The organism is Neobacillus rhizosphaerae (genome assembly GCF_050477885.1).
GTDB lineage: Bacteria > Bacillota > Bacilli > Bacillales > Cytobacillaceae > Neobacillus > Neobacillus rhizosphaerae_A.
In genome coordinates this window covers 12,989-35,550 of sequence record NZ_JBCNAC010000151.1, presented here as the reverse complement: position 1 = coordinate 35,550, position 22,562 = coordinate 12,989, and the positions used below count along the sequence as shown (strand labels likewise).

24 protein-coding genes and 1 riboswitch are annotated in these 22,562 nt (G+C 39.3%); of the genes, 19 read left to right on the top strand and 5 right to left on the bottom strand.

The genetic code is table 11. The features are described 5' to 3' along the window. Window positions 1-63: 63 nt before the first annotated feature. A complete protein-coding gene (locus ABES03_RS20800; protein ID WP_430120265.1) occupies window positions 64-1,506 on the bottom strand; it encodes a flavin monoamine oxidase family protein in 1,443 nt (480 codons plus the stop codon). Window positions 1,507-1,671: 165 nt separating this feature from the next. On the opposite strand from ABES03_RS20800, the gene ABES03_RS20795 reads away from it, so the two are divergent. Together ABES03_RS20795 and ABES03_RS20790 are read left to right on the top strand one after the other, a co-directional pair. Further along, window positions 1,672-2,874 (top strand): macrolide family glycosyltransferase, encoded by a 1,203-nt coding sequence (locus ABES03_RS20795; RefSeq protein WP_430120263.1) that lies wholly within the window; start codon window positions 1,672-1,674, stop codon window positions 2,872-2,874. A gap of 88 nt (window positions 2,875-2,962) precedes the next feature. Beyond that, complete coding sequence (locus ABES03_RS20790; protein WP_430120261.1) at window positions 2,963-4,018, top strand: DUF3231 family protein; 1,056 nt, start codon at window positions 2,963-2,965, stop codon at window positions 4,016-4,018. Window positions 4,019-4,091: 73 nt separating this feature from the next. Here the strand turns inward: ABES03_RS20790 and ABES03_RS20785 are convergent, their stop codons facing one another. Continuing rightward, complete coding sequence (locus tag ABES03_RS20785; RefSeq protein ID WP_430120259.1) at window positions 4,092-4,535, bottom strand: GNAT family N-acetyltransferase; 444 nt, start codon at window positions 4,533-4,535, stop codon at window positions 4,092-4,094. A 117-nt stretch (window positions 4,536-4,652) separates the two neighbouring features. On the opposite strand from ABES03_RS20785, the gene ABES03_RS20780 reads away from it, so the two are divergent. Next, on the top strand, window positions 4,653-6,053 hold the full coding sequence (locus tag ABES03_RS20780) for a PLP-dependent aminotransferase family protein (RefSeq protein ID WP_430120257.1): 1,401 nt from the start codon (window positions 4,653-4,655) through the stop codon (window positions 6,051-6,053). A gap of 71 nt (window positions 6,054-6,124) precedes the next feature. Beyond that, window positions 6,125-6,691: a DUF4256 domain-containing protein gene (locus ABES03_RS20775; protein ID WP_430120255.1), complete on the top strand. Its 567-nt coding sequence runs from the start codon at window positions 6,125-6,127 to the stop codon at window positions 6,689-6,691. A 383-nt stretch (window positions 6,692-7,074) separates the two neighbouring features. Here ABES03_RS20775 and ABES03_RS20770 read toward each other — a convergent pair whose 3' ends face one another. Next, window positions 7,075-7,413 carry a YciI family protein gene (locus ABES03_RS20770; protein WP_430120253.1) on the bottom strand — a complete coding sequence of 113 codons (339 nt, stop codon included), beginning with the start codon at window positions 7,411-7,413 and terminating at the stop codon, window positions 7,075-7,077. A 239-nt stretch (window positions 7,414-7,652) separates the two neighbouring features. Between ABES03_RS20770 and ABES03_RS20765 the strand changes: the two genes are divergently transcribed. The 9 genes from ABES03_RS20765 to ABES03_RS20725 all read left to right on the top strand — a co-directional run bounded on the left by ABES03_RS20765 (window position 7,653) and on the right by ABES03_RS20725 (window position 13,618). After that, window positions 7,653-7,898 (top strand): hypothetical protein, encoded by a 246-nt coding sequence (locus ABES03_RS20765; RefSeq protein WP_430120251.1) that lies wholly within the window; start codon window positions 7,653-7,655, stop codon window positions 7,896-7,898. Between the two features lie 45 nt (window positions 7,899-7,943). After that, complete coding sequence (locus ABES03_RS20760; protein ID WP_430120249.1) at window positions 7,944-8,933, top strand: hypothetical protein; 990 nt, start codon at window positions 7,944-7,946, stop codon at window positions 8,931-8,933. A gap of 89 nt (window positions 8,934-9,022) precedes the next feature. Next, window positions 9,023-9,427 carry a hypothetical protein gene (locus tag ABES03_RS20755; protein WP_430120247.1) on the top strand — a complete coding sequence of 135 codons (405 nt, stop codon included), beginning with the start codon at window positions 9,023-9,025 and terminating at the stop codon, window positions 9,425-9,427. A 75-nt stretch (window positions 9,428-9,502) separates the two neighbouring features. Continuing rightward, window positions 9,503-9,970 (top strand): UPF0158 family protein, encoded by a 468-nt coding sequence (locus tag ABES03_RS20750; protein WP_430120245.1) that lies wholly within the window; start codon window positions 9,503-9,505, stop codon window positions 9,968-9,970. Between the two features lie 218 nt (window positions 9,971-10,188). After that, a complete protein-coding gene (locus tag ABES03_RS20745) occupies window positions 10,189-10,764 on the top strand; it encodes a GNAT family N-acetyltransferase (protein WP_430120243.1) in 576 nt (191 codons plus the stop codon). A gap of 246 nt (window positions 10,765-11,010) precedes the next feature. Next, window positions 11,011-11,559 carry an N-acetyltransferase family protein gene (locus ABES03_RS20740; protein WP_430120241.1) on the top strand — a complete coding sequence of 183 codons (549 nt, stop codon included), beginning with the start codon at window positions 11,011-11,013 and terminating at the stop codon, window positions 11,557-11,559. A 131-nt stretch (window positions 11,560-11,690) separates the two neighbouring features. After that, a complete protein-coding gene (locus ABES03_RS20735; protein ID WP_430120239.1) occupies window positions 11,691-12,224 on the top strand; it encodes an RNA polymerase sigma factor in 534 nt (177 codons plus the stop codon). Continuing rightward, window positions 12,202-12,960 carry a hypothetical protein gene (locus ABES03_RS20730; RefSeq protein WP_430120237.1) on the top strand — a complete coding sequence of 253 codons (759 nt, stop codon included), beginning with the start codon at window positions 12,202-12,204 and terminating at the stop codon, window positions 12,958-12,960. The genes ABES03_RS20735 and ABES03_RS20730 overlap by 23 nt, the downstream gene beginning before the upstream one ends. A 22-nt stretch (window positions 12,961-12,982) precedes the next feature. After that, window positions 12,983-13,618, top strand: a complete 636-nt coding sequence (locus ABES03_RS20725; protein ID WP_430120235.1) for a pentapeptide repeat-containing protein — start codon at window positions 12,983-12,985, stop codon at window positions 13,616-13,618. A 58-nt stretch (window positions 13,619-13,676) separates the two neighbouring features. Here the strand turns inward: ABES03_RS20725 and ABES03_RS20720 are convergent, their stop codons facing one another. Both ABES03_RS20720 and ABES03_RS20715 read right to left on the bottom strand, forming a co-directional pair. Further along, complete coding sequence (locus ABES03_RS20720; RefSeq protein WP_430120233.1) at window positions 13,677-15,380, bottom strand: NAD-dependent malic enzyme; 1,704 nt, start codon at window positions 15,378-15,380, stop codon at window positions 13,677-13,679. Window positions 15,381-15,473: 93 nt separating this feature from the next. Continuing rightward, window positions 15,474-16,724: a dicarboxylate/amino acid:cation symporter gene (locus ABES03_RS20715; RefSeq protein WP_430120231.1), complete on the bottom strand. Its 1,251-nt coding sequence runs from the start codon at window positions 16,722-16,724 to the stop codon at window positions 15,474-15,476. Between the two features lie 207 nt (window positions 16,725-16,931). On the opposite strand from ABES03_RS20715, the gene dcuS reads away from it, so the two are divergent. The 6 genes from dcuS (at window position 16,932) to ABES03_RS20685 (ending at window position 22,327) form a co-directional block, all read left to right on the top strand. Further along, window positions 16,932-18,539 (top strand): DcuS/MalK family sensor histidine kinase, encoded by a 1,608-nt coding sequence (dcuS, locus tag ABES03_RS20710; RefSeq protein WP_430120229.1) that lies wholly within the window; start codon window positions 16,932-16,934, stop codon window positions 18,537-18,539. After that, window positions 18,536-19,249: a response regulator gene (locus ABES03_RS20705; RefSeq protein ID WP_430120227.1), complete on the top strand. Its 714-nt coding sequence runs from the start codon at window positions 18,536-18,538 to the stop codon at window positions 19,247-19,249. The genes dcuS and ABES03_RS20705 overlap by 4 nt, the downstream gene beginning before the upstream one ends. A 148-nt stretch (window positions 19,250-19,397) precedes the next feature. Continuing rightward, window positions 19,398-19,501, top strand: a riboswitch (purine riboswitch). Between the two features lie 173 nt (window positions 19,502-19,674). Further along, the gene (locus tag ABES03_RS20700; RefSeq protein ID WP_430120225.1) at window positions 19,675-20,550 is read left to right on the top strand and encodes a 5'-methylthioadenosine/S-adenosylhomocysteine nucleosidase; all 876 of its coding nucleotides are present in this window, start codon (window positions 19,675-19,677) and stop codon (window positions 20,548-20,550) included. Window positions 20,551-20,705: 155 nt separating this feature from the next. Further along, a complete protein-coding gene (locus ABES03_RS20695) occupies window positions 20,706-21,134 on the top strand; it encodes a GNAT family N-acetyltransferase (protein WP_430120223.1) in 429 nt (142 codons plus the stop codon). A gap of 46 nt (window positions 21,135-21,180) precedes the next feature. Continuing rightward, window positions 21,181-21,828, top strand: coding sequence for a hypothetical protein (locus ABES03_RS20690; RefSeq protein WP_430120221.1), 648 nt, complete (start codon window positions 21,181-21,183; stop codon window positions 21,826-21,828). Window positions 21,829-21,859: 31 nt separating this feature from the next. Beyond that, a complete protein-coding gene (locus ABES03_RS20685) occupies window positions 21,860-22,327 on the top strand; it encodes a hypothetical protein (protein WP_430120219.1) in 468 nt (155 codons plus the stop codon). The last annotated feature ends 235 nt before the right edge of the window (window positions 22,328-22,562 follow it).

Here is a 22,562-nt window from a genome sequence, read left to right as displayed (position 1 = left end):
CTAAGGCAAGTTTTATAAATAGAAGAGAAATGATGACTATAGATGAGGAATTTAAAGATCATATTATCTTGGAAAGTCATTAACTTCATAGGCCACTCGTATTCCAGATTCAATGGCTCCTTGGATCCAACCATGGGTCAGAGACGTATGTTCCCCTGCAAAGTGCACTCTTCCCTCAGGTGTAGAAATATAAGGATATAGCTCTAAATCCTGCCCAGGTTCAAAAGATGTAAAAGCACCACATGAATAAGGATTCTTACTCCAGCTAAAAGAAGTTCCTGATACAAACTCTGAATAAACCTGAGGTCCATAAATTTCTGATAAGTTCATTAAAGCATATTGGATCTGCTCCTTTTCCGGCAGGCTTTCTAATGTTAATGCCTCATCTGCCCATATGTAGCTAGCTATAATTACTGCGGGACCAGGTGTACCAATGCCATGACTCGGGTAATATGTAAAGCGAATGGGCAGATCCGTTATCGATTTCCCACCCTTTTGACCTTCTTTTTCCCAAAATCTACTTTTAAACTCGATTCCTATTTTTGTTGATGCCATATAATTAAGTTCGCGTATCGCTGCCCTTTTATAATAAGAAATCGAATCGTATGGCTCAAATTTTACAAATCGTAAGGTTGAAAAAGGTATGGTCACGATTGCAAGATCAGCAGTTATCCTTAAATTCTCGGCAGTTAGTTGATGTTTACTATGAATGGTTACACTATTTTGATATTGAGATATTTTTATCATCTTTTGGTTGAATACAATATTCTCTGTTAATTGCGGTAAAAAGGCTAGAGGCAACCGGTCCATGCCACCTGTTATTTCATAGAAAGCCTTAGCAGAGGTTAGGATGATGAACTCTCGTAATACTTCAACAAAGGTCATCCCCATAAATGCTTGCAAATCAAGAAGGATACCAATCATATCAATAGCACCGATTGAAAAATATGAACTTAAGAAAGCACCGAACGAGAGACTTCTATATTGTTTTTCTATTAGCGGCCAATTCTTTTCCGGATCTTGATTAATAAAATTTATAATTGGTTGTATGACTGAAAGTAAAAGTTCTTCAGACGATTTTCCTCTTTCATGGGGAGCAACTGGGAATTTTAATACGCTTGGATTACTTTCAAAAACATTCAGACGAGTTTTGATGCCGTTTGCGTAGAGGAGGTCAGCTGGAGTCCGGTTAATAAATAGATTGGTAGGTAAATTGAATTTTTTAATATATTCAAAGGTTAAATAATGCATATCAGGTATTCGCATTGCTCCGGCATTGAAAAATAAGTTTTTACTAAAGGGAGCACGCAAAGTGTAAACACGCCCTCCAATTCGATTATTCGCTTCTAGAATGGTGACTTTATGTCCGGTTTTCTTTAATAAAGATGCAGCAACGAGTCCAGCCATGCCTGCACCGATAATAATTATATTTTTAGGATATTGGGATGTTTTAAGACCATTTCTAATGATTGTGAGCATTTGTGTATTCGTTAATTTAGAATTCATGGTATAAGGCATCCTCCCTTACTTTTCCATAATAATGCTTATTGCATTATATACAGTTAAAAGGATGCATATGAGATAATTTCCTGTAATGTCGAGAGTGGGTTCCTGTCTTCGGGTCGGCTGCAGTAACGTACAAAATTTAGAATTACTTAAGGAGTGGAAAAAATGGCCCGTGTTTTATTTATAAATGCCGGATCAGAAGGACATATCAATCCAACTATTGGAGTCGTGCAAGAGCTTATTTCGCGCGGCGAAGAGGTAGTGTACTTTACAATAGAAGCTTTCCGAGAGCGAATAGAAAAGACGGGAGCTACTGTACGAACCTTGGACGGTCAAAAAATTATAAAGGCCTTTATTTCTGGTGGAAGAACTTATTTACTTGAAAGAATTAACGGTCTATTACTTACGGCAGATATTGTCATACCTAGCGTGCTTGAACAGATTGAGGGAGAACATTTTGATTACATTATCCATGATTCTATGTTTGGTTGTGGACGTTTACTTGCCCAAATCCTTAAGCTTCCGGCCATCAATTCTTGTACTTCCTTTGCACAGACAAAGGAATCGTTCGATAACATGTTAGAACAGCTTTCTAATAACATACCTACCGAAGTGGGTAAACAAATAAACGATGAATATCAAAGCCTGACCGCAATGGTGAGGGAAAAATATAATGTCGATATCCATTCACCTTACGAAGTTTTTTGTAATCCTGCACCTCTTACCATCGTTTATACAACGAGGGAGTTTCAACCACTTGGTGAAACATTCGACCAAACTTACAAATTTATTGGTCCATCCGTCTCTACACGAGTAATTCAAGATAACTTTGACCTTGCAGCCATCAAGGGAAAAAGCCTCATTTACATTTCACTGGGTACTGTCTTTAACCAAGCCATTGATTTTTATAAGCTTTGTTTTGATGCATTTAGAAATAGCCATCACACGGTGGTCATGTCGATCGGAAACCAGACCCCACTAAATGATTTAGGAGAGATTCCCCAAAACTTTATCGTAGAAAAATATGTTCCACAAACGGAGGTACTAAAATACACTGAATTATTTATCACACATGGTGGAATGAACAGTACCAATGAAGGTCTCTACTATGGGGTTCCGCTCATTGTCATCCCACAAAGTGCGGATCAGCCGATTATTGCTGGGCAAGTTGCCAACATCGGAGCTGGTATGAAATTAAATATGCAAGGTTTGACTGCAAATCAACTACGTGAAGCTGTAGGTCATTTGTTAAACGACCCATCTTTCCATAAAGCAGTTTTAAATATAAGGGAATCTATGCAAAAATCGGGTGGGTATCAGCGAGCTGTTGATGAGATTTTTGAATTTAAAAGTCAGTTTGATATATAAATATTAACCGCCATTATATGGCGGCGTTTGAATTAAATCTTTTTACATTGGTTATCCTAAGCGAAAGTGCGGGAAAAGGAGAATAGGTATGACCACCGATAAAAATTTAAATCCAATGAATGTGATGAAACCACTAAACATAAATCCAAAAATATTAGATGAGACCCAACCTTTAACCGCGTTTGAAATGGGTAAACTTTGGGCTACCTATATGGGAAATAGTATGTCTATACAACTGTTAAGTTATTTTCTTCAGCATTGCGAGGATGAAAATATTAAGATGTTAGTGGAAAATGGTTTAGCATTATCAAAGGATTTCATCCAGAGGATAGAAGAATTTTTTAATAATGAAAATTTTCCTATCCCAATTGGATTTACTAAAGAGGATGTCAATCTTGGTGCCCCCCGTTTATACGAGGATGAATTTTACGTTCACTACTTAAAATATGCTGCTAAAGCAGGAATGAGTCTTTACGCAGTAGCAGTTCCATTGGTCATGCGGGAGGATATAAGGGAGTTTTTTATTTACTGTAATCAATGTACTATGGTCTTTTTAGGACAAATTAATAATGTTTTAATGGAAAAAAAGTATATTGCAGACCCTCCAATCATTCCAACACCAGATGGAAATGAAAAAATTGATAAACAAAGTTTCTTAAATGGTTTTTTTGGAGATGTCCGACCATTACAGGCATTAGAACTCTTACATCTTTGGGATAACATTGAGAATAACGTAACAAGTATGGCATTATTATTGGGATTTCATCAGACAGTTCAAGATCAAAAGATAAAGGCTTTGTTTAGACGAGGTTTAGAAATGACTGATAAAGCGGTTAAGCAGTATAAAGAAAAACTGCATATTGAACACATTCAATCACCGGCTTTCCTAGACCATTTGGTAACAACATCTACATACTCACCTTTTTCCGATAAAATAATGCTGTTTCATAAAGTGGACATGTTCGCAATGAAGATAAGGTCATTCGGAAACTCACTGGCGGTAACGGCAAGAAGAGATATAAATTTCTTGTATGGAAGAACGCTTAAGAACATTGGCTTATTTGTTGACGACGGCATGAATATCTTAATTGATAAAGCTTGGGTGGAATCACCACCAATAGCGTTTGACCAGAGTTTAAGATAAAAGTATATTTGAAGTAACTTGGCAGGAAAATAGATTGAAAAAAAGACCCTCTTTGGGTCTTTTTCCTGATGATTTAAAGTCTTTTTAAAAAAACATAGCTAACTTTGTCATATTCCATCTTATTTTCATAAAAGCGATGAGCTTCAACTCGTTGCAAACCTGATGAGAGCGAGACAATATCATAGCCATTTTCCTTTGACCACTTATGTACATAGTCTAGGAGGGCTTCGCCATATCCTTTTGAACGACAATTTGAATCTGTAACTAAATCACAAACCCAAATGAACCTTCCGTTGTACAAGGTGATCATAGGCATAAAACCGGTCACTGCTACCAATTTTTCATTATCATATAAAGCAGCCATTTTATAATCGTTCTTTTGTTTAGCTTCTTGGACCAATTGAAGGAATTGCTCTTCATCTAAATGGGTCCTTAATTGTTTCATCACTGGATAGGCTTCTTTCCATTCCTTCTCGTTTTTCAAATCCTTTATTAAAATTCCTGTTTGATTTAGCATTTATGTTCATCTCCTTATAAGGTTCTTACACAATTATTAAATCAAAATCTGGTATAATCTAAAGTACCAGATAGAAGAATTTTAATGGTTCCAGTTTCGTTGTAGGAGAGAAGAAATATGATTGAAATAACACCTGTTTTGGATAGTAAAAACGGTGAACCATTGTATTTACAACTAGCCAATTTTATTAAACAAGAAATTTTATCCGGAAGGATCAAACCAAAAGAAAAGTTGCCTTCGAAACGAAATTTATCGAATTACCTAGCACTAAGCTTAAATACTATTCAGTCTGCATACGACCAGTTATGTGCGGAGGGGTATGTAGAAAGTCAACCTCGAAAGGGTCTATTTGTTGCAACCTTTGATAACTACATAATCTTTAATCAAAAAAATCTTGAAAAAATGGATTCAAAAAGCAAGCAGGTAGAAGTCAATGCCAAGGTTGATTTCAATTCGGGTAAGGTTGATTTAGAACACTTTCCATACTCTACTTGGAGAAAATTAACCATTCAATCATTGTACGAGGATCAAGGAGAATTATTTAATATTGGAAATCCTCAAGGTGAACTGCTTCTGCGTGAAGAAATTGCAGCTCATCTATATGCTTCTAGAGGTGTTAGATGCTCTGCCGAACAAATCATAATTGGTGCGGGTACCCAGGTACTTATTGGATTATTGTGTATGTTAATCGGTAAAGAGCATATCTTTGCTCTTGAGAATCCTGGCTACCATAGAACGAGAACAACTTTACAAGATCTAGGAGTAAATACGGTTCCTATACCTCTCGACAAAGATGGGATAAGAATAAACGAGTTAAAAAATACGAATGCCAATGTTGTTTATGTGACACCGTCTCATCAATTTCCTTATGGGATGATCATGCCTATTTCAAGAAGAATGGATTTGTTAAAATGGGCAGAAGAAAGGAACGGATATATTATTGAAGATGACTATGACGGTGAATATCGATATAAAGGTAAGCCAATTCCGTCCTTACAAGGGCTGAGTACAAAAGAAAGTGTCGTGTATTTAGGAACATTTTCGAAGTCATTGATTCCATCAATCCGTATTAGCTATATGGTGTTACCTTCATCGATGCTGATAAAGTATCAGGAACACTTCGCGATTTATAAGCAGACCGTTTCGCGACTTCACCAGGATACTCTATTTCGTTTTATGAAGGAAGGATTTTGGCAAAGTCATTTAAATAAAATGAAAACGCTTTATCGTAAAAAGCAAAGTACCTTAATGTTAGCCATTAACAATTATCTTGGACAAAAAGTAAACATAATCGGTGAAAAATCAGGACTTCATATTGTTTTGGAAGTAAAAAACAATATGGTGGAAGAAGAGTTAATTAACACTGCTATGAATGTTGGTGTAAAGGTATATCCATTATCAATATATTACAGTGGAACAACTAGCGTAGGTTCTAGAATCTTACTAGGATTTGGGGGACTAACGGAAACTGAAATCATTACAGGAATTAAGTTATTAAAAGAAGCTTGGAAAGTTTAGGTGATAACACTTGTTCTTTCAACAAGTTTAGACCTTATACAATTATGAGTAAAAACAAGGGGGAAATAAATATGACAAAGAGAAAAATGGAGTTGTCACTAGAACAACGTGAAGAACTACTCAGAACATTGAAAGCTCGTTTTGAGAAAAACATGAACCGACATGAAGGTCTGGAATGGGCTAATGTACAAGCTAAGCTCGAAGCTAATTCTGAAAAACTGTGGTCGCTCCATGAAATGGAAGGGACAGGCGGTGAACCAGATGTAGTTGGCCATGACAAAGAAAATGGCGAATACATTTTTTATGATTGCTCAGCGGAAAGTCCTAAAGGTCGCAGAAGTGTTTGTTACGACCGTAAAGCTCTAGAGTCAAGAAAACAGCACAAACCAGAAAATGACGCTATGGAAATGGCAACTGCCATGGGCATTGAGCTTTTAACGGAAGAACAATACCGTGAACTGCAGAAACTTGGAAACTTTGATTTGAAAACGTCAAGCTGGGTGCAAACACCTGCTACTATTAGAAAACTTGGCGGGGCACTCTTTTGTGATCGTCGCTACGACACTGTCTTTGTGTACCACAATGGAGCAGAATCCTACTATGCTGCAAGGGGCTTCCGTGGCTCGCTACGGGTCTAAAGTTAGCAGGTCTGTTTCATATAAAAATCAAATAGTTGTACTGAAAAAGAAAATGGCCGACTCCAATGCTAAAGGGTTCCGTTTATTAAAAGACACAAGAATTGACGTATGAATTGGCATACGTCTTTTTCTTTATTTATCAAGGTTTCTACGGTCAAGAGGGTACGCAATTATCGATTGGGGGATCAGGTTAAGCACCCGAGCTGATAAATAGACGGAGAAATTCCGCTTATTTAGAAATTTTTATAAAAAAAGGCTTAAATAGACATAGAAATTCCGCCTATTGATTCAAAAAATGCGAAAATAGGAGATTTTTTTTTGCATAAGCGGAAAATCTCCGCTTATTTTACTTTTGATGGTTCCACTCTCCAGGCCAAGACATCTTATTTAAAAGGTTGTTGCGGTAGCATTGCTTTCATCGGGTAAAATTCAGTTGTCATGATCCCAGCAATGACGGCGGGGTCTTCTTCTATCAGTGTTGGAACTTGAGCTTCATTTTCGACTTCGATTATGGCAAGTCCGTGCGGAGCTGCAGGATTTAAAACAGGGCCGAAGACCAGTGCAATTCCCTGGTTTTGCTTGTCTGTCCAATAGGTAATATGTTTTAACATAATATCCCGTTCTTCTGCTGTCATATCCTGATGAAAAGTTGTTCTAGGTGGAGTAGACTTTAGCATAAAGTGCATTTTAGTTGAAGCTTTACTTGCGGTACTTTCTGACATCCTAATTGACCTCCATCAATGTAAATTTCTTTTACTTCGTTACGACATCCAGCATCAATTATTCCATATATCTTTTTCGAATACAAAGAACCACCTTTTAGGGTAAGCGGGATCGTAATAACTGCGGTCTCTTTTTCTTATTGTAGTAAAGAATAAGGTAAATTAGAGAAGAAAAGGTTAGAGAAGTTAAAGGTAGAATTATTAAAAGTAGAGAAATAAATAAATAGGAGAAAATCTCAATGAGATACAAAATGCTAATCATTATATGGGTTGTGTTAATTTTTGGAGTGCTTGTAATGATTGGTGTTCCAATTGAAAAATGTTTTCTTTGGATGACCTATATTAGTCTTGCCTTTCTAGTTTGTAACTTGCTGTGGCAACTATTCGCCTTTGTTTGGATACTCATCCTTCAAAAAAAATCTTATGATCGCTTTTTATTTTGGATAAAGCCAAAGTCAAAAAGAAAACTCAAGAAAAAAGGTTAATGCAAATAGAATAATGCAAGATGATGATTATGAGGTGTGATTTTAATGAAGATAACTGATTTGTGTGAAGCCTGTAAATTAAATGAAGTAAATGTGGTAGAAACGTCTGATGATCCCAATCAGCCTTATAGATTATGCATTCAATGTCACGAAATGCTATTAAACTATTCACTAAGGCCTATCGAATGGTACAACCTAGCTGTTATCCATTCCGCTAATAAATTTTTATTACATGATGATTTTTACGAAGAAGATGGGGAGGCTAGTCAACCAGAAGAGGACGTAATTGTCACTAAAAAAGATAAAGCACCAACCTTAAAGCAAGTTGGAAGTGATTTGGAGAGTTTATTGGATTTTTCTGTAACGAGGTGGTTTCTTGAGGATGATGTCATTAAATCCTTAAATAAACACGATAAACAATCAACTTTGAACTATGTAAAATCAAGGTTTTACGGAACAGAGAATGTCGAAATAAAATCCCGTATGTTGGAAATTGCTGCTGATGTTTTAGGTACATCAGCTTCAGAATGGATAAGAGAACTTTGGAAGAATGTTGATGAAGAATTGTTTTACCCAATATCATGGGCAACAGCCAGTAGTCTACCAATCGAAGAGGGATTAAATATTGTTTTTGAAAAATTGAAATGGATGAGTGAAAAAGAATTGCCGAGAGCGGCTTTTACCAGCCTCTACCGTTTCCGTTCTACCGTTATTCTTGATTGGATTGAGTCAACTTGCACCGTTTTTAATGATCATTGGGGAAGGCTGACAGCTGTATGTTTTCCTACTTGGGAAAGAATGAAATCTTGGTTGAACGCAGGAAGACCTTTAAGTTTAATAGCACTCGATACAATGGCGAGCTGTGTTAAAGGATATGGAGACTACTATATTGAGCGACTTTCTCCTAAGATACTTGGGACCGACAAAAATGAGGTTGAGCAAGTATTAAATGATTATTATCAAAAAGATGGTGTTCCTCGTGTCAAAATGAAAGTGGCTAGAATAATGGAGAATAAAGAAGATATATTTGAATAACATCGTACAGAGAAATGACTACTGGGAATGGTATTCGAATGAGGTGCAATTTTATTATTATCCAAAATTAAAAACTAGCGGGGCGGGCTATGCAAATAAATTTAAATAACTTTAGAATCGTCGAAGTATCTAAAGATAAAATTGGAAGCTACATTAAACTGGACGTTCAGCTTCCAAATGGAAATTGTATCATTCGATGGGATTTAGATGAGATGACTTATAATAATATTCAGGAAGTTGTATCTAAAAAACATTTTGATTCACTTGCCATAGACAACCGATATGAGATTCTCCCCTATGTTTCTACTTACCAGGAAAGACCAAACAGTCAACCATATTTCAATGGAGTAATTAGATGTATCCAAGGAAATCGAGTAGCCAGAGTTGAATTCCCCTGTTCGGAAAGATTTGCTGGAAATATGGACTGGTTCAAAAAAGAAGTAAAAAAGGTGGAAGATATTAAGCATTTACTTTGGGAGAATTTTCTTAAATGACTATCACTTCAATAGTTGAAAACTGGCTAGATCTTTCTTTTACAAAATACGTTGTAGGAAAAAGGTGGTTTTTTTATGAAAATACAAGTCAAACTAAATGCTATCCTTGAGGAAATGGAATTAGCGTTTGAAGAGTCATGTTCATTATTAAATACTAAAACAGGTGAAATCGTCTTGCTTACGTTGGATGACTTGCGTGCTGCTGAAAACGAAGAACCTTTTGATGACTTACCTGATTGGCAACAAGAGAATAGAATGATTGCCATGGATGTGGTGGAGAACTTTGAAGATTACATAGAGTTACCCACGAAATACGATGTGAATGAATATGACATAATGGAAAACTTCTGTTTTACAGTTCGGGATCAACGAAAGCAGGATCGCTTACTTAGGACAATTAAGGGAAAAGGTGCCTTTAGAAGATTTAAGGACAACATAATTGATTTGGGCATAGAAGATCAATGGTATTCCTATCGTACTGAGTGTTTCAAGGAAATAGCGATAGAATGGTGCCGGGAAAATAACATAGAATGTATTGATTAATTAAAGTTAATTTTAATGAACCAGGCGATTCTTCATGAAGGGTCGACCTTTCTCTTCCTTGAGTAAAACCAGCTTTCGACAATTTTCTGTGTGTTTTAGGTGCAAATATCCTTTGTTGATATAGGTTTTGATCTTTACTAATCAAACGTTTGTTTAGTATCGGATGGTGGAAAGGATTGTCGAAAAAAGAAATTTAATAGTAAAAGGAGAATACTTCAATGATCACCACGTTGCATTTTCCCAAAGAGGAGTGTCCTCTCCCAATAAAAAAACAAGTGTTGGCTTTGATGAAAAAGGAATGGCCCCAAGCATTTGTGGGAAGAGATGAACAGTCCGTCTGGAACGAAACTCCTGAAATAAATTCCACCTCCTTGGTTCTTCTCAGCGATGACCTCGTGATCAGCCATGTTTCTGTTCCATGGAAACATGTACTGCATGAAGGAAAGACATATAAAGTATTTGGACTTAGTGAGGTCCTTACCCATCCATCTTATCGAAATCAAGGGTATGGGTTATCACTTGTGAAAGAAGCTACTACTTTTATTGAGAAGAATCATGCAGATATTGGAATGTTTACATGTGACCCTAAATTGGTCCATTTTTATCGTCAGTGTGGATGGGCGCATTTAGAGAAGGCTTGTTTAGTAGGCGGTTCAAGAGAGGTTCCATTAAGAAGTGATTCCTTTGAGTTGTCTGTCATGATGAAGTTCTTCTCTATAAAAGCCCAAGAGAATCAACGAGATTATGTAGAGGCTGATGTGTTCCTTGAGTTAGGGGAAGGAAAACTATGGTAAAAAATGGGGACAGTCCCCCGTTGCTTTAAAGCAGCGGGGGACTGTCCCTGATTAGTATGTCAGGGGGAAAAGATGAGGGATGAGATCGCTGCGGTTTCATCCTTTTAATATGAAATATCTCTACTAAAAAACAAATAAATCAAAATATGTAATTATTTTCTTTTTTATTTTCGTGATTAGAAGTATAATAGTTTTTCTCATCAAGTGAATTGTGGCTGAAAACGTTAAAGGACTGGAGTGATTTTCATGATTATTAATCAACGAAATTTCAATGTTAAAGCATTAGACTACGTGATTAGATCTGCTGTGGAAAGAGACGCAAGAGATTTGTCAGAATTAAGAGTAGAGATTGATGGTGAAACCGAAAATATGGACAGAGAAAAGGGAGAGGCGTTCATAGACCAGGCCGGTTTTGAAAAGATTATTGAAACGGATACTAACCATCTCAGACGCTTATTTTTAGTTGCAGAAGTGGAAGGGCGAATCGTAGGTTATTCAAGGTGTGAAGGTTCTGATTTAAAAAGATTTTTACATAAAGTGGAATTTGGGTTAGGTGTATTGAAAGATTACTGGGGATATGGGATTGGAAAGAATCTAATGAAAGAGACCATTTCGTGGGCTGACGCCAACGGCATTAAAAAAATAGTGTTAGCTGGTGTTGTTGAAACGAATGAAAAAGCCATTGAAATGTATAAAAGACTGGGCTTTGAAATCGAAGGTCTAATGAAAAACGATCGAATCCTCTCAGACGGAAAATACTATAACACTTATATGATGGGAAGATGTAAGGAATAGTTTTGTTTTGGGGACAGTCCCCCGGCGCTTTAACGCAGCGGGGGACTGTCCCCCTTTTTTTTTAATCCCGTAAAACTTTTCTAAAGGATAAACGTCTAAACAACAAAGCTCTTAAAAAAGGGGGGATGAAGGTGTCGGATCATAGAGATAGAGAAATTTTAGTATGGTATGAGGAGTTTAACGAACCTATTTTTAAGTATATTTTTATGATGATACAAGATTATCAGCAGGCAGAAGATTTGAGGCACGAGGTCTTTTTAAAGGCGTATGTTCATTATGATTCCTTCCGGCGTCAATCCAACCCAAAAACATGGCTTTATAGTATTGCGCATAATATAACCATTGATTTTATCCGAAAACGGAAACCGATATTGTTTTTAAAAGAAGCCCTTTTGTTTAAGAAGGATCCAAATCCGTTACCTGAAGAAAAGATTGAAATGAAGGAGAGCGCATATGAACTTTATAAAGCATTAGGGGCCATAAAAGATTCCTATAGGGAAGTCATTATCTTGAGGAAAATTAAGGAGTTTTCGATTGAAGAAACAGCGGAGGTTCTAGGTTGGTCTGAAAGTAAGGTGAAATCTACTCTTTATCGAGCGATTCCTGTATTGGAGAAGCAATTAGTAAAGGAGGGGTATCTGCTTGAAGAAACCATACAAGGGTAGTATATTGGATAGCGAGTTAGCTCCATTCGAGGCAGATATCGTATGGAAAAATGCACAAAATGATGAGATGAAAGAGAGATTAATAAGGGATTTACATAGGCTTTCCTTAAAAACTAGGCGAAATAAGGCTTTTGCATTTCCTGTAAGGATATGTGCAGCGGCTGCCGTGCTAGTGATATTCTTTGTTCTAGTAAAACAGGAGGATTTCAATGACAGCCATTCATCACGCAGCTCGTATAATGAAGGAATAAGTACTTTCGAACAACCCATTCAAAATAAAGATGTATCCGTTTCGTTTTCACGGGAAGAACAAGATTTGATCGAAAAAGTTAACAGCGATCAGGAACGCTTTTTAACAGAAGAAGCTGTTATTCCGTCTACGGTCATCCTTCCTTCGATTGCAGGAAAACCAGAGATCGCTGCAAGGAAGGATCAGGGGCGGGTTCTAGCGAGTGTCACTTACCCTGTTAAAGGTGGAAAATACTTATCAATTGAAACGTCTATTAATCAACGAGGTTCTGCGAAGCGGGCTTATGATTCGTTGGTAAAAAGGTATTCCGGTTTTAGCTCCTTGTTAACCATTGGAAATCACGAAGCCCTCCTTATCAATCCTTTTGAAGCGGATGGGGTTTATCGGTTAATTGTGGTCAGTGATGGATATATCTATTCTATCTCGGGCGGAACAAGTAGAGCCGATGTGATTAAAATGGCTGAATCCATCCATTTTATTAAATAATTTTAAAGAGAGAGGCACTTGTATGAAAATTGATTCACCTAGAATTTCACCGGATTTATCGACTAAGAAGTTCCATGATATCTTTTATGAAGAAGATTCCATGCTAGAAATGTGCACCATTGTAGATTCTGTGTTTGAAAATGAAGTGGTCGATCGCGTGCGGTTATCGAATGCGGTGGTGAAGAATTGCAGGTTCAACCAAACGGATTTTGGTAGTGGCGATTTTACGGATGTGTGTTTTGAGAACTGTGATTTTTCAAATGTCAACTTGAGTAAGGCTTCTATTCATCGCGTAGAGTTTAAAAATTGTAAGCTGGTAGGTGTGAATTTTACTGAGTCGAGCTTTGGAAACGTTGAATTTACGGATTCGGTGTTAAATTTGGCGACCTTCGGAAATTCGAAGCTAGAGAAGGTTGTTTTTCAGGATGTTTCTTTAAGAAATACCGATTTTTATGATTGTAAGCTTAAGAAAGTGGACTATCAATCATGCCAGCTAGATGGAGCAAACTTTGACCAAACATCCCTAAAAGGAATCGATATTAGTTCCTCTTCCTTTGATACCATCACGGTTTCCATGGAAAAACTAGTGGGCTGCAAGGTATCCTCTCACCAGGCGATTCAGTTTGCGGCATTGATGGGATTGGTTGTAAAGGAATAACATTTTGGGGACAGTCCCCCGGCGCTGTAACGCAGCGGGGGACTGTCCCCAATCTTTTTTATACCGCTAAGATCTTGACTTCTTTGTATTCTGGTTTCCACATGGCGCTGGAGACTGCTTTTTCTATGTCGACCATGTTAATGTTGGCTTTGGCGATTCCTTCTGCGATGGCTGCCTTGGCTACTTCGATGGCTACGTATTCTGATACCTCTTGCAATTTAGTGATGGACGGCAGCAGGGGTGCGCCTGGCATATTGCTATTAGACATTTTTGCAACAGCGTTTGCGGCAGCAGCGAACATGCCTTTTGAGATGATTTCTGCTTTTGCCACAATAGCACCGAGCCCTAATCCTGGGAAAACAAAGGCATTATTGGATTGGCCGATTTCATAGCTGACCCCGTTGTATACAACATTCTCAAACGGACTGCCGGTTGCCATTAACACCTTGCCATCTGTCCATTGAAGCAAATCTGCAGGTATGGCTTCCGCCAATGCCGTTGGATTGGACATCGGCATAATAATCGGGCGCTCGACGTGTTTGGCCATCTCCTTGACAATTTCCTCCGTGAAGGCACCCGCTTGTCCAGAAGTACCAATCAAAATCGTCGGCTTCACTCTTTTTACCACTTCCATCAATGGGATGATGCCGTCTTCATTTCGCTCCCACTCTTGGACTTCTTCAGCCCGACGTGCGTATGGCTGTTGGAATTTGAGGACATCTGGAATGTCATCCGTCAATAATCCGCGGAAGTCTACCGCCCAGAAGCGCGCATACGCCTCCTCATTGGATAAGCCATCCAAGATCATCGCCTCTGCCATCTGATCGGCGTTTCCAATTCCGGCCGCTCCTGGTCCAAAGACAACAATCCGCTGCTCCTTCAAAGGTACCCTTGTCACCTTTAGAGCAGACATCACGGCTGCAAGGGTAACCGCGCCTGTTCCCTGGATATCATCGTTAAAAGTAAGGATTTCATCTCCGTATTTTTCTATGATGTTCCGTGCGTTGACGTTGCCAAGATCCTCCCAGTGAAGCAGCACCTCAGGGAAGAATTTTCTTGCCGTTGAAACGAATAAATCGATGAACTCATCATAACGTTCCCCGCGGACACGCGGGAATTTGTTTCCGATATAAAAAGGATACTCCAGTAAAGACTGGTTGTTCGTCCCTACATCGAGTACGACCGGCAGCACCCGGCTAGGATCAATACCCGCCGCAGCAGTATAAACGGCTAATTTTCCGATGGCGATATTAATGCCCCCGACACCCTGGTCACCGATTCCGAGGATGCTTTCTGAATCCGTCACCACGATTAAGTCAATTCCATTTTTGGGCTGTCCAAGGTTCCTAAACGCTGCCTGCATTCCCTCTTGATCTTCAATTGATAAATACATTCCGCCTGGACGGCGATAGACGTGGGAGTATTGTTCAATGGCTTCTCCTACGGTTGGCGTGTATATAATTGGAAGCATTTCGCTTAGATGATCTTTTAATAATCGGTAAAAAAGAACCACATTTCGGTTATATAAATCGTATAGGAGTCCATTTTTAAACAAATTGGTGGTCCGGGCAGAATATTGCTCATAGGCCCTTTTCGCCTGTTCCTCCAAGCTCAGAACATGGGGAGGTAATAATCCTTCTAGTCCCAACTCTTCCCGTTCCTTTTTAGAAAAAGCGACCCCTTTGTTTAAAAATGGATTCGATAGAATCTCTTTTCCCTTTAACGTGGTCTTTATTATTTTTGTAGTCATTGATGCTGTCATGATCGTTCCTACTTTCTTTTCATCTATTAAACTTATTAAAAGCAGGCACCGCTAGTGGCTGCCTGCTCATATGGTTGTTGACAATTGCTATAGTTAAGCAGAGATTTTTCCTGCAACAGTCTCCTGTGAAGGGTTAAATTCTCCTTCTGTCTTAGAAATGACAACTGTTGCAACCCCATTCCCAATCAGGTTGGTAATCGCGCGCGCTTCGGACATGAAGCGGTCTACACCAAGGATGAGGGCCATTCCTTCTACCGGGATGGAAGGGAATACCGCAAGTGTAGCGGCAAGAGTGACAAAGCCTGAACCTGTTACGCCAGCGGCTCCTTTTGAAGTTAGCATCAATACAGCAAGAAGGGTAATCTGCTGCCAGATGCTAAGGTCCACACCATAGGCCTGAGCGATAAATAAAGCGGCCATGGAGAGATAGATTGATGTTCCGTCAAGGTTAAAGGAGTATCCTGTCGGAAGCACAAGTCCTACTACTGGCTTAGAGCAGCCGTATTTCTCTAGCTTTTCCATCATCTTAGGTAGAGCCGCTTCAGAAGAGGATGTACCAATAACAAGTAGGATTTCTTCTTTAATATAAGCGATAAACTTGAAGATGCTGAAACCGTATAATTTTGCGATTCCGCCAAGTACGAGGAAAATGAACAGGGCCATCGTAATATAAACAGAACCCATTAGTTTTCCAAGATAAAACAGTGAACCGATTCCAAATTCGCCAATCGTGTATGCCATGGCACCGAATGCGGCAAATGGAGAAAGCTTCATAATGATATTAACTATTCCGAAGAACACTTCTGTTACTTTTTCAAAAAACTCGATGACCGGTTTTCCTTTCTTGCCTAAGCGGGCAAGAGACATCCCAAACAATACGGCTAGTAGAAGAACTGGCAGGAGCTGTCCGCCCGTGAACGCGCCCATGAAGCTATCAGGTATGATGGATAGGAAGAAGTCCATGAAGCCGTGGCTTGTTTCGGCTGCCGCCTTTGTATATTGGGAAACATCCCCTTTTCCACCGTGTGCATCAATACCTTTACCGGCTTTCATGATGTTGGCAACCAGGATTCCAATGGCTAATGCAATGGTAGAGACAATTTCAAAGTAGAGCAGCGCCTTACCGCCAATCTTTCCAACCTTCTTTAAATCGCCCATTCCCGCAATTCCAATCACAATCGTTAGAAAAATAATTGGGGCGATGACCATTTTTACTAGTTTAATAAATATGTCTGCAAGGACCTTCAGCTGTGAACCAAAATCAGGAAATACAAACCCGACTAGAATACCGAGAATAATACCAAGGATGACTTGCGTGGTGAGACTTTTCAATTTAATCTTCATACTTTGCCTCCCGTTAAGATAGATTTGAAAACGATTTCATTTTCTTAGATTAATAACATGTTACAATTTTGTGAAAACTAAAAATAGTTATTTAAACTTTATAAATCTTTTTGTAATTAAAGTAAGTGAATGATCATGACTTCCTTTTAAAACGGTTACAGTTTATAGTGATTAATAATAGTTTCAGCACATAATGGAGGCTTTGTTGTGCAAAATCATAGATTCCGGTTTAGATTAAGTACGATCATTATTTTTTACGTGTGTATAGTGGTCCTTTTGTCCCTTATGATTACAGACTTATTAATTAGCCATTCGGTAAGTGAGAATATCAGAAAAAATCAGGAGGAGAAGGCGCAGATTGTTGCGAGAACTGTAGCCAAATCTCACATCGTCATCAATGGGCTGCAGGACGGGGCAAACTTGGCTGATCTTCAGCAATATACAACTGAAATCCAAACGGCTACTAACGTGCTATTTGTGGTTGTCATGGATATGAACGGAATCCGTAAGACACATCCGAATGCGGAGCTGATTGGCAAACAGTTTGTAGGCGGCGATGAAAAAGCCGCTCTTCAAGGGAGAGAGTACGTGTCCACTTCGAAGGGCACCTTGGGTAGATCCGTTCGAGCCTTTACGCCTATTTATAATGGAAAAAAGGAACAAATTGGGGCAGTTGCCGTGGGAATCTCACTTAAGAGCGTGAATTTAGCGCTTGGCCGCAGCTCTAAAAATATACTGATTGTCACCGCTTTAGGGATCATCATTGGCGTTATTGGTGCCGTTTTGCTAGCAAGGTATATTAAGAGGATTTTGCTTGGCCTAGAGCCTTTTGCGATAGCCAAGATTCTTGAGGAAAGGAGCACCATGCTTCAATCGGTTCATGAAGGAATCATCGCGGTTGATCACTCGTCCACGATTACGTTGGTTAATAAGTCGGCGTTACAAATTTTTCAAAAGGCCGGGCTCTCGGAGGACCCTATTGGGATGAAAATTGATGAGTATATGCCGTCCACCCGATTGGATCATGTGTTGGAGACAGGGCAGCAGGAACTTGATGAGGAACAAACGATTAACGGTGTATCGATTCTTGTTAACAGGGTGCCGTTGGTCGTTAATGGCCAAGTTGTCGGCGCCATTTCCACCTTTCGGGACAAGACCGAGGTGAACCAATTAGCGGAACAGCTGACGGGAGTAAGAACGTATGCGGAAGCCCTTCGTGCGCAGTCCCACGAATTTATGAACCGGCTTCATGTCATTCTTGGAATGGTCCAAATGAAGGCTTATGAGGAGCTGTCGGGGTTCATTCGGACGTTAGTTAATTATCGGAACCAGGAGTTTGGAAGCATTACTCAGCATATCAAGGATCCCGCGCTGGCCGGGTTTATTATGGGGAAATTGAGTTATGCCCGGGAGGAGAATGTCGACCTTTCCATTGAGAGCGACACGGTTATCCCGGAGCCGGCAGCGAGTAAGACAACTCATGAGCTGATAACGATTATCGGCAATTTGATTGATAATGCGATTGAGGCCATGGTGGATTCTGTAGAAAAAACATTTGAAGTCAATTTTACCTATGAAGATCACTTGTTAACGATCGAGGTCTTTGATTCGGGGCCGGGAATTCCCGATGACGTGCAAAAGAGAATTTTTGAAAAAGGGTTCTCGACCAAAGGGGAAAACCGTGGTTATGGGTTGTATTTAGTGGCAAAAAGCGTTCAAGAACTAGGTGGAGAATTGACAATTGATTCGAAGCTGCGGCTAGGGACGAATGTTCTAATACGTATACCTTATGAAGCGAGAGAGGTGAGAGAATGATTAAGGTCCTTATTGTGGAGGATGACCCGATGGTGGCAGCCTTTAATAAGCGCTACCTTCAGGAGGTGAAGGGCTTCCGCTTGGCCGGGATGGTTCATACGGTGAAGTCGGCGATGGAGTTTCTACAAGATGAGCAGGTTGATCTTATCTTGTTGGATGTCTATATGCCGGGGGCGAACGGATTGGAGTTGCTGCGATTTATAAGGGAGAAAAATATGGCGGCCGATGTTATTCTTATCACGGCTGCCGCGGACAAGGAAAAAATTCAGTCCGCCTTAAGGTTTGGTGCGGTTGATTATTTAATCAAGCCTTTTGAGTTTGAGCGCTTCCAACAAGCATTGGTTCAATATAAGGAGAAGTATCACTTTTTTGCTAATCATCAAGTCATTGGACAGGACGAGCTGGATGAACGGATTTTGAGTGCGGATCCCAAGCAAGCGGGGGAATCTCTTGATGAGCTGCCGAAAGGATTAACGAGCAGTACTCTACAGGCAATCATGCATGTGATTAAATCAAAAGGTAGGGACCTATTCTCAACCGATGAGATTTCCGAAATCACCCTCATATCAAGGGTCTCCGTCCGAAAGTACCTAAAATTCCTAGCCCATATCGGCGTCCTCAAAGAATCACAAACCTACGGAATTGGCCGTCCGGTCAACTTGTATAGACTAAAAGAAGAAAATGTAGGGCAACTGAATAGATATATGTAAAAAAGTGGGGACAGTCCCCCGGCGCTTTAACGCAGCGAGGGACTGTCCCCCTTTTATTGAGTAAATACGAACATTAAATAGGTATTATGTATTATTATTCGTATTTAGGGTTGATAGATTGTGGTGGTTTTGCTATATTAACAGGGTAATCATCTAATGAATCATTACTCGTATATACTCGGAAATATGGTCTGAGCGTTTCTACCTGGTTCCCATTGAAAGAACCAGACTACGAGTTGAAGTATTTGGCAGTTGTTCGGTTTTTAACCGCTTCTGCCTATAATAGGCATCATTCTTTATGTATGCTTCATTATGTATACTTTGACTTTGTAGGTCTAGAAGGTAGAAAACATTCTGCCTTTCTAGGCCTTTTTGTTTGGACATAACGGGTATATTAAACAACAAGAGAAAAGGGGAGATTATGTATGAAAAACAAAATGGTAAAGCTTTATGCTTCCTTGGCTAGTATTTGTGTCCTGTTATTATTGACGGTTGCAGGTACCCACTACAGTTTTGTAAAGGAAACGAAAGTAGAAGCTACACAGAGACCCATCCTTATTGAAGGACCAATGCCTATAGAAGCTGAAAAATTTGCTCAGAGATTAGAAAAGGTCAAAATGGAAAAATCAGGAACATTTGTTTTTTATAAAGGAAAGATAGATAATTACCCTGTCATTGTGGCAAAAACAGGAAAGGGAATGGAAAATACAGCAGCCGCTACGGCCATTGCGATTGAAAAGTTTCACCCGATCGCCATTATCAACCAAGGTACTTCTGGCGGACATGATCCGAAGTTAAACGTATTTGATATTGTGTTAGGAAAAAGAACGACTAACATCGGTTCCTTAAAAACAGAAAGTAAGAATGAAAACGAGGGAATGGATCCTTCTCAATGGGTTCCAATGGACCTGATGGCATCTGAAGGAAGTGGATCGGACCCAAATGCTGAAAAAGTACGTTACTACGAGGGCGATAAGGATTTACTCGCAGCTGCGAATGCAGTGAAAGATTTATATACGAAGGGGAAAGTGGTCGAGGGGACAATCGGATCAGCGGATGTTTGGAATAATGAAGTGGATCGAATCAAATGGTTCCATACGAACTATGGTACCTCTGTAGAAGAAATGGAAGGTGCAGCCGCTGCACAGATTGCTGATGCTTATGATGTAGCCTTTTTGGGAATTCGAATTCTGTCTAATAATAAAACAAATGGCGGAGCCTACAACCCGAATACAGCAGCCGCCAACCAAGAATATGTCTATGAAGTCGTGAAACAATATATATCTACTATTAAAAAGTAAATAACATAGTTCTATTTTGGGGACAGTCCCCCGGCGCTTTAACGCAACGGGGGACTGTCCCCCTTTTTTTTCAATAAAGGAAAAACTCTATCCCATGTTGAATTTGTTTAATGATGGAATTAGGTGGAAATTATTAGAGAGATAGGGTGTAGAGAATGGGTTCAATTGTGAAGTTTATGCAAACAGATGAAGAAATAATGTCGACGTTCAGGACGATTAAACAGCTGAGGCCGCACTTAATGGAGGATGATTTTTTAGAAAAGATCAAACGTATGCAAGCAACAAATGGATATCACTTAGTTGCGGTCATTGATGATAATGAAGTGAAAGCGGCAGCGGGATATCGGATGACGGAATCGCTCGCGTGGGGAAAGTATTTTTATGTGGATGATTTGATTACTGATGAGGGAAGCAGGCGCAAAGGGTACGCGAAAATCTTGTGGGATTGGCTAATTGAACAAGCCAAAATCAATAAATGTGAGCAATTTCATCTCGATTCAGGTGTACATAGATATGATGCGCACCGTTTTTACCTTAAGGGCGGTTTAGATATTACTTGTCATCATTTTCAGATGAAGATTTAGTTTTTTGAAGCGTGTGGAATCATTTTGATAGACGGGTGTGGGCCATATGATTAAAAATAAGAAATTTCTCTATTTTGCGCTGATCCCTTTTATTCTGTCAATGGCGGTTAATTTTCCATTTCCAGATGTAGTCCCAGATGATCACCTATTTGTTACCGTATTTAACATTCCGCTTCGAACCAAAAGTGGAATCAATTATATAGGCATATTCACTTTATTATTATTGATTTTCAGTCTTTATTTATTAGTTAAATCATTAAAGAAGTTCCATGTTCGCTTTGTGATCCTTGCGATTTTAGTATTTGTGTTAACTCCGCCATTTTTGGCCACATCATTTCAAAAAACTATCGCTACAGGTATTTACGCGGTTTCGTATAATGTAGATAAAAGTAAATGTCATTTTGAAAAAATAAATGAGACAACCTTGCACATGGTTTGTGAGCTTCCACTTGAAAATCACAATGACGAGGGTGTCGAGTTCACTGTTGAATTTAACGCTTTTGATTCCTTTCCGAATAAAGAGCTGATGAATAGCCATGCTCCCTATATGGTCAGGTTAAAAGGAAAGGAACGGAAGGTCGTAAAAGTTGAGACGAATATTGATATTTCCAAGCAAGGCACCCGTATGGATGGCGGGGAAATTTACGGGTTTAATATCATCATTCGGTCTGATGGGGAACGTAGGCAACTGTAATGAGATGAGATAGGACACGGAGGAGCAGGGCATGAAGAAATTTAAGATCCTGATAGTGGTAGTGGCTTTGGTTCTGATAGGGACTGCTGTGAGGGTTATTTTTCATAAGGACGTTTGGGATCGAAACGAAGATTTGTTGAAAGAGAAAGTGCTAGCGGTTGATCCTTCCGTTGACAGTGTCGATTTAAGTGATGTCACGCCATTTGACTGGGACATCGTCTATTCCTTCCCACCGTATACGAGGAAGGAATCAATCTATAAAACGGTAGGGTATAAATGGGATCGAATCAGTGAGACTGTCAATGAGGGAATGGATCAGATAGTGTTTATGAAGGACGGAAAAGTAGTTTGCTATATTTATGGGTATCCGGAGAATAAGGGATATGGTCTGTCCATTCGATCGGATCAATATAAGGATGCGGCTAGCATGCTTCGGGCGGAGGATGATTTGACTTTCCATGTAGAACGAAGCGATGGAGTTGTATATTTGAGTAACTAAGTTTTGGGGACAGTCCCCCAGCGCTTTAGCGCAGCGGGGGACTGTCCCCTTATTTTATAATTCAGAAAATTTACAATATACCTATTGCCTAGTGAAAATCCCCATGATATATTAAGTGTAGGTTGTACAGTATAAAAAACTTGGTTTACTATAAAAAACCAAGTTAATTTTTTAATCATTATAATAAACTCGGTTTATTATAATAAACCATATCCATTCAATGTTGAAAGGTCTT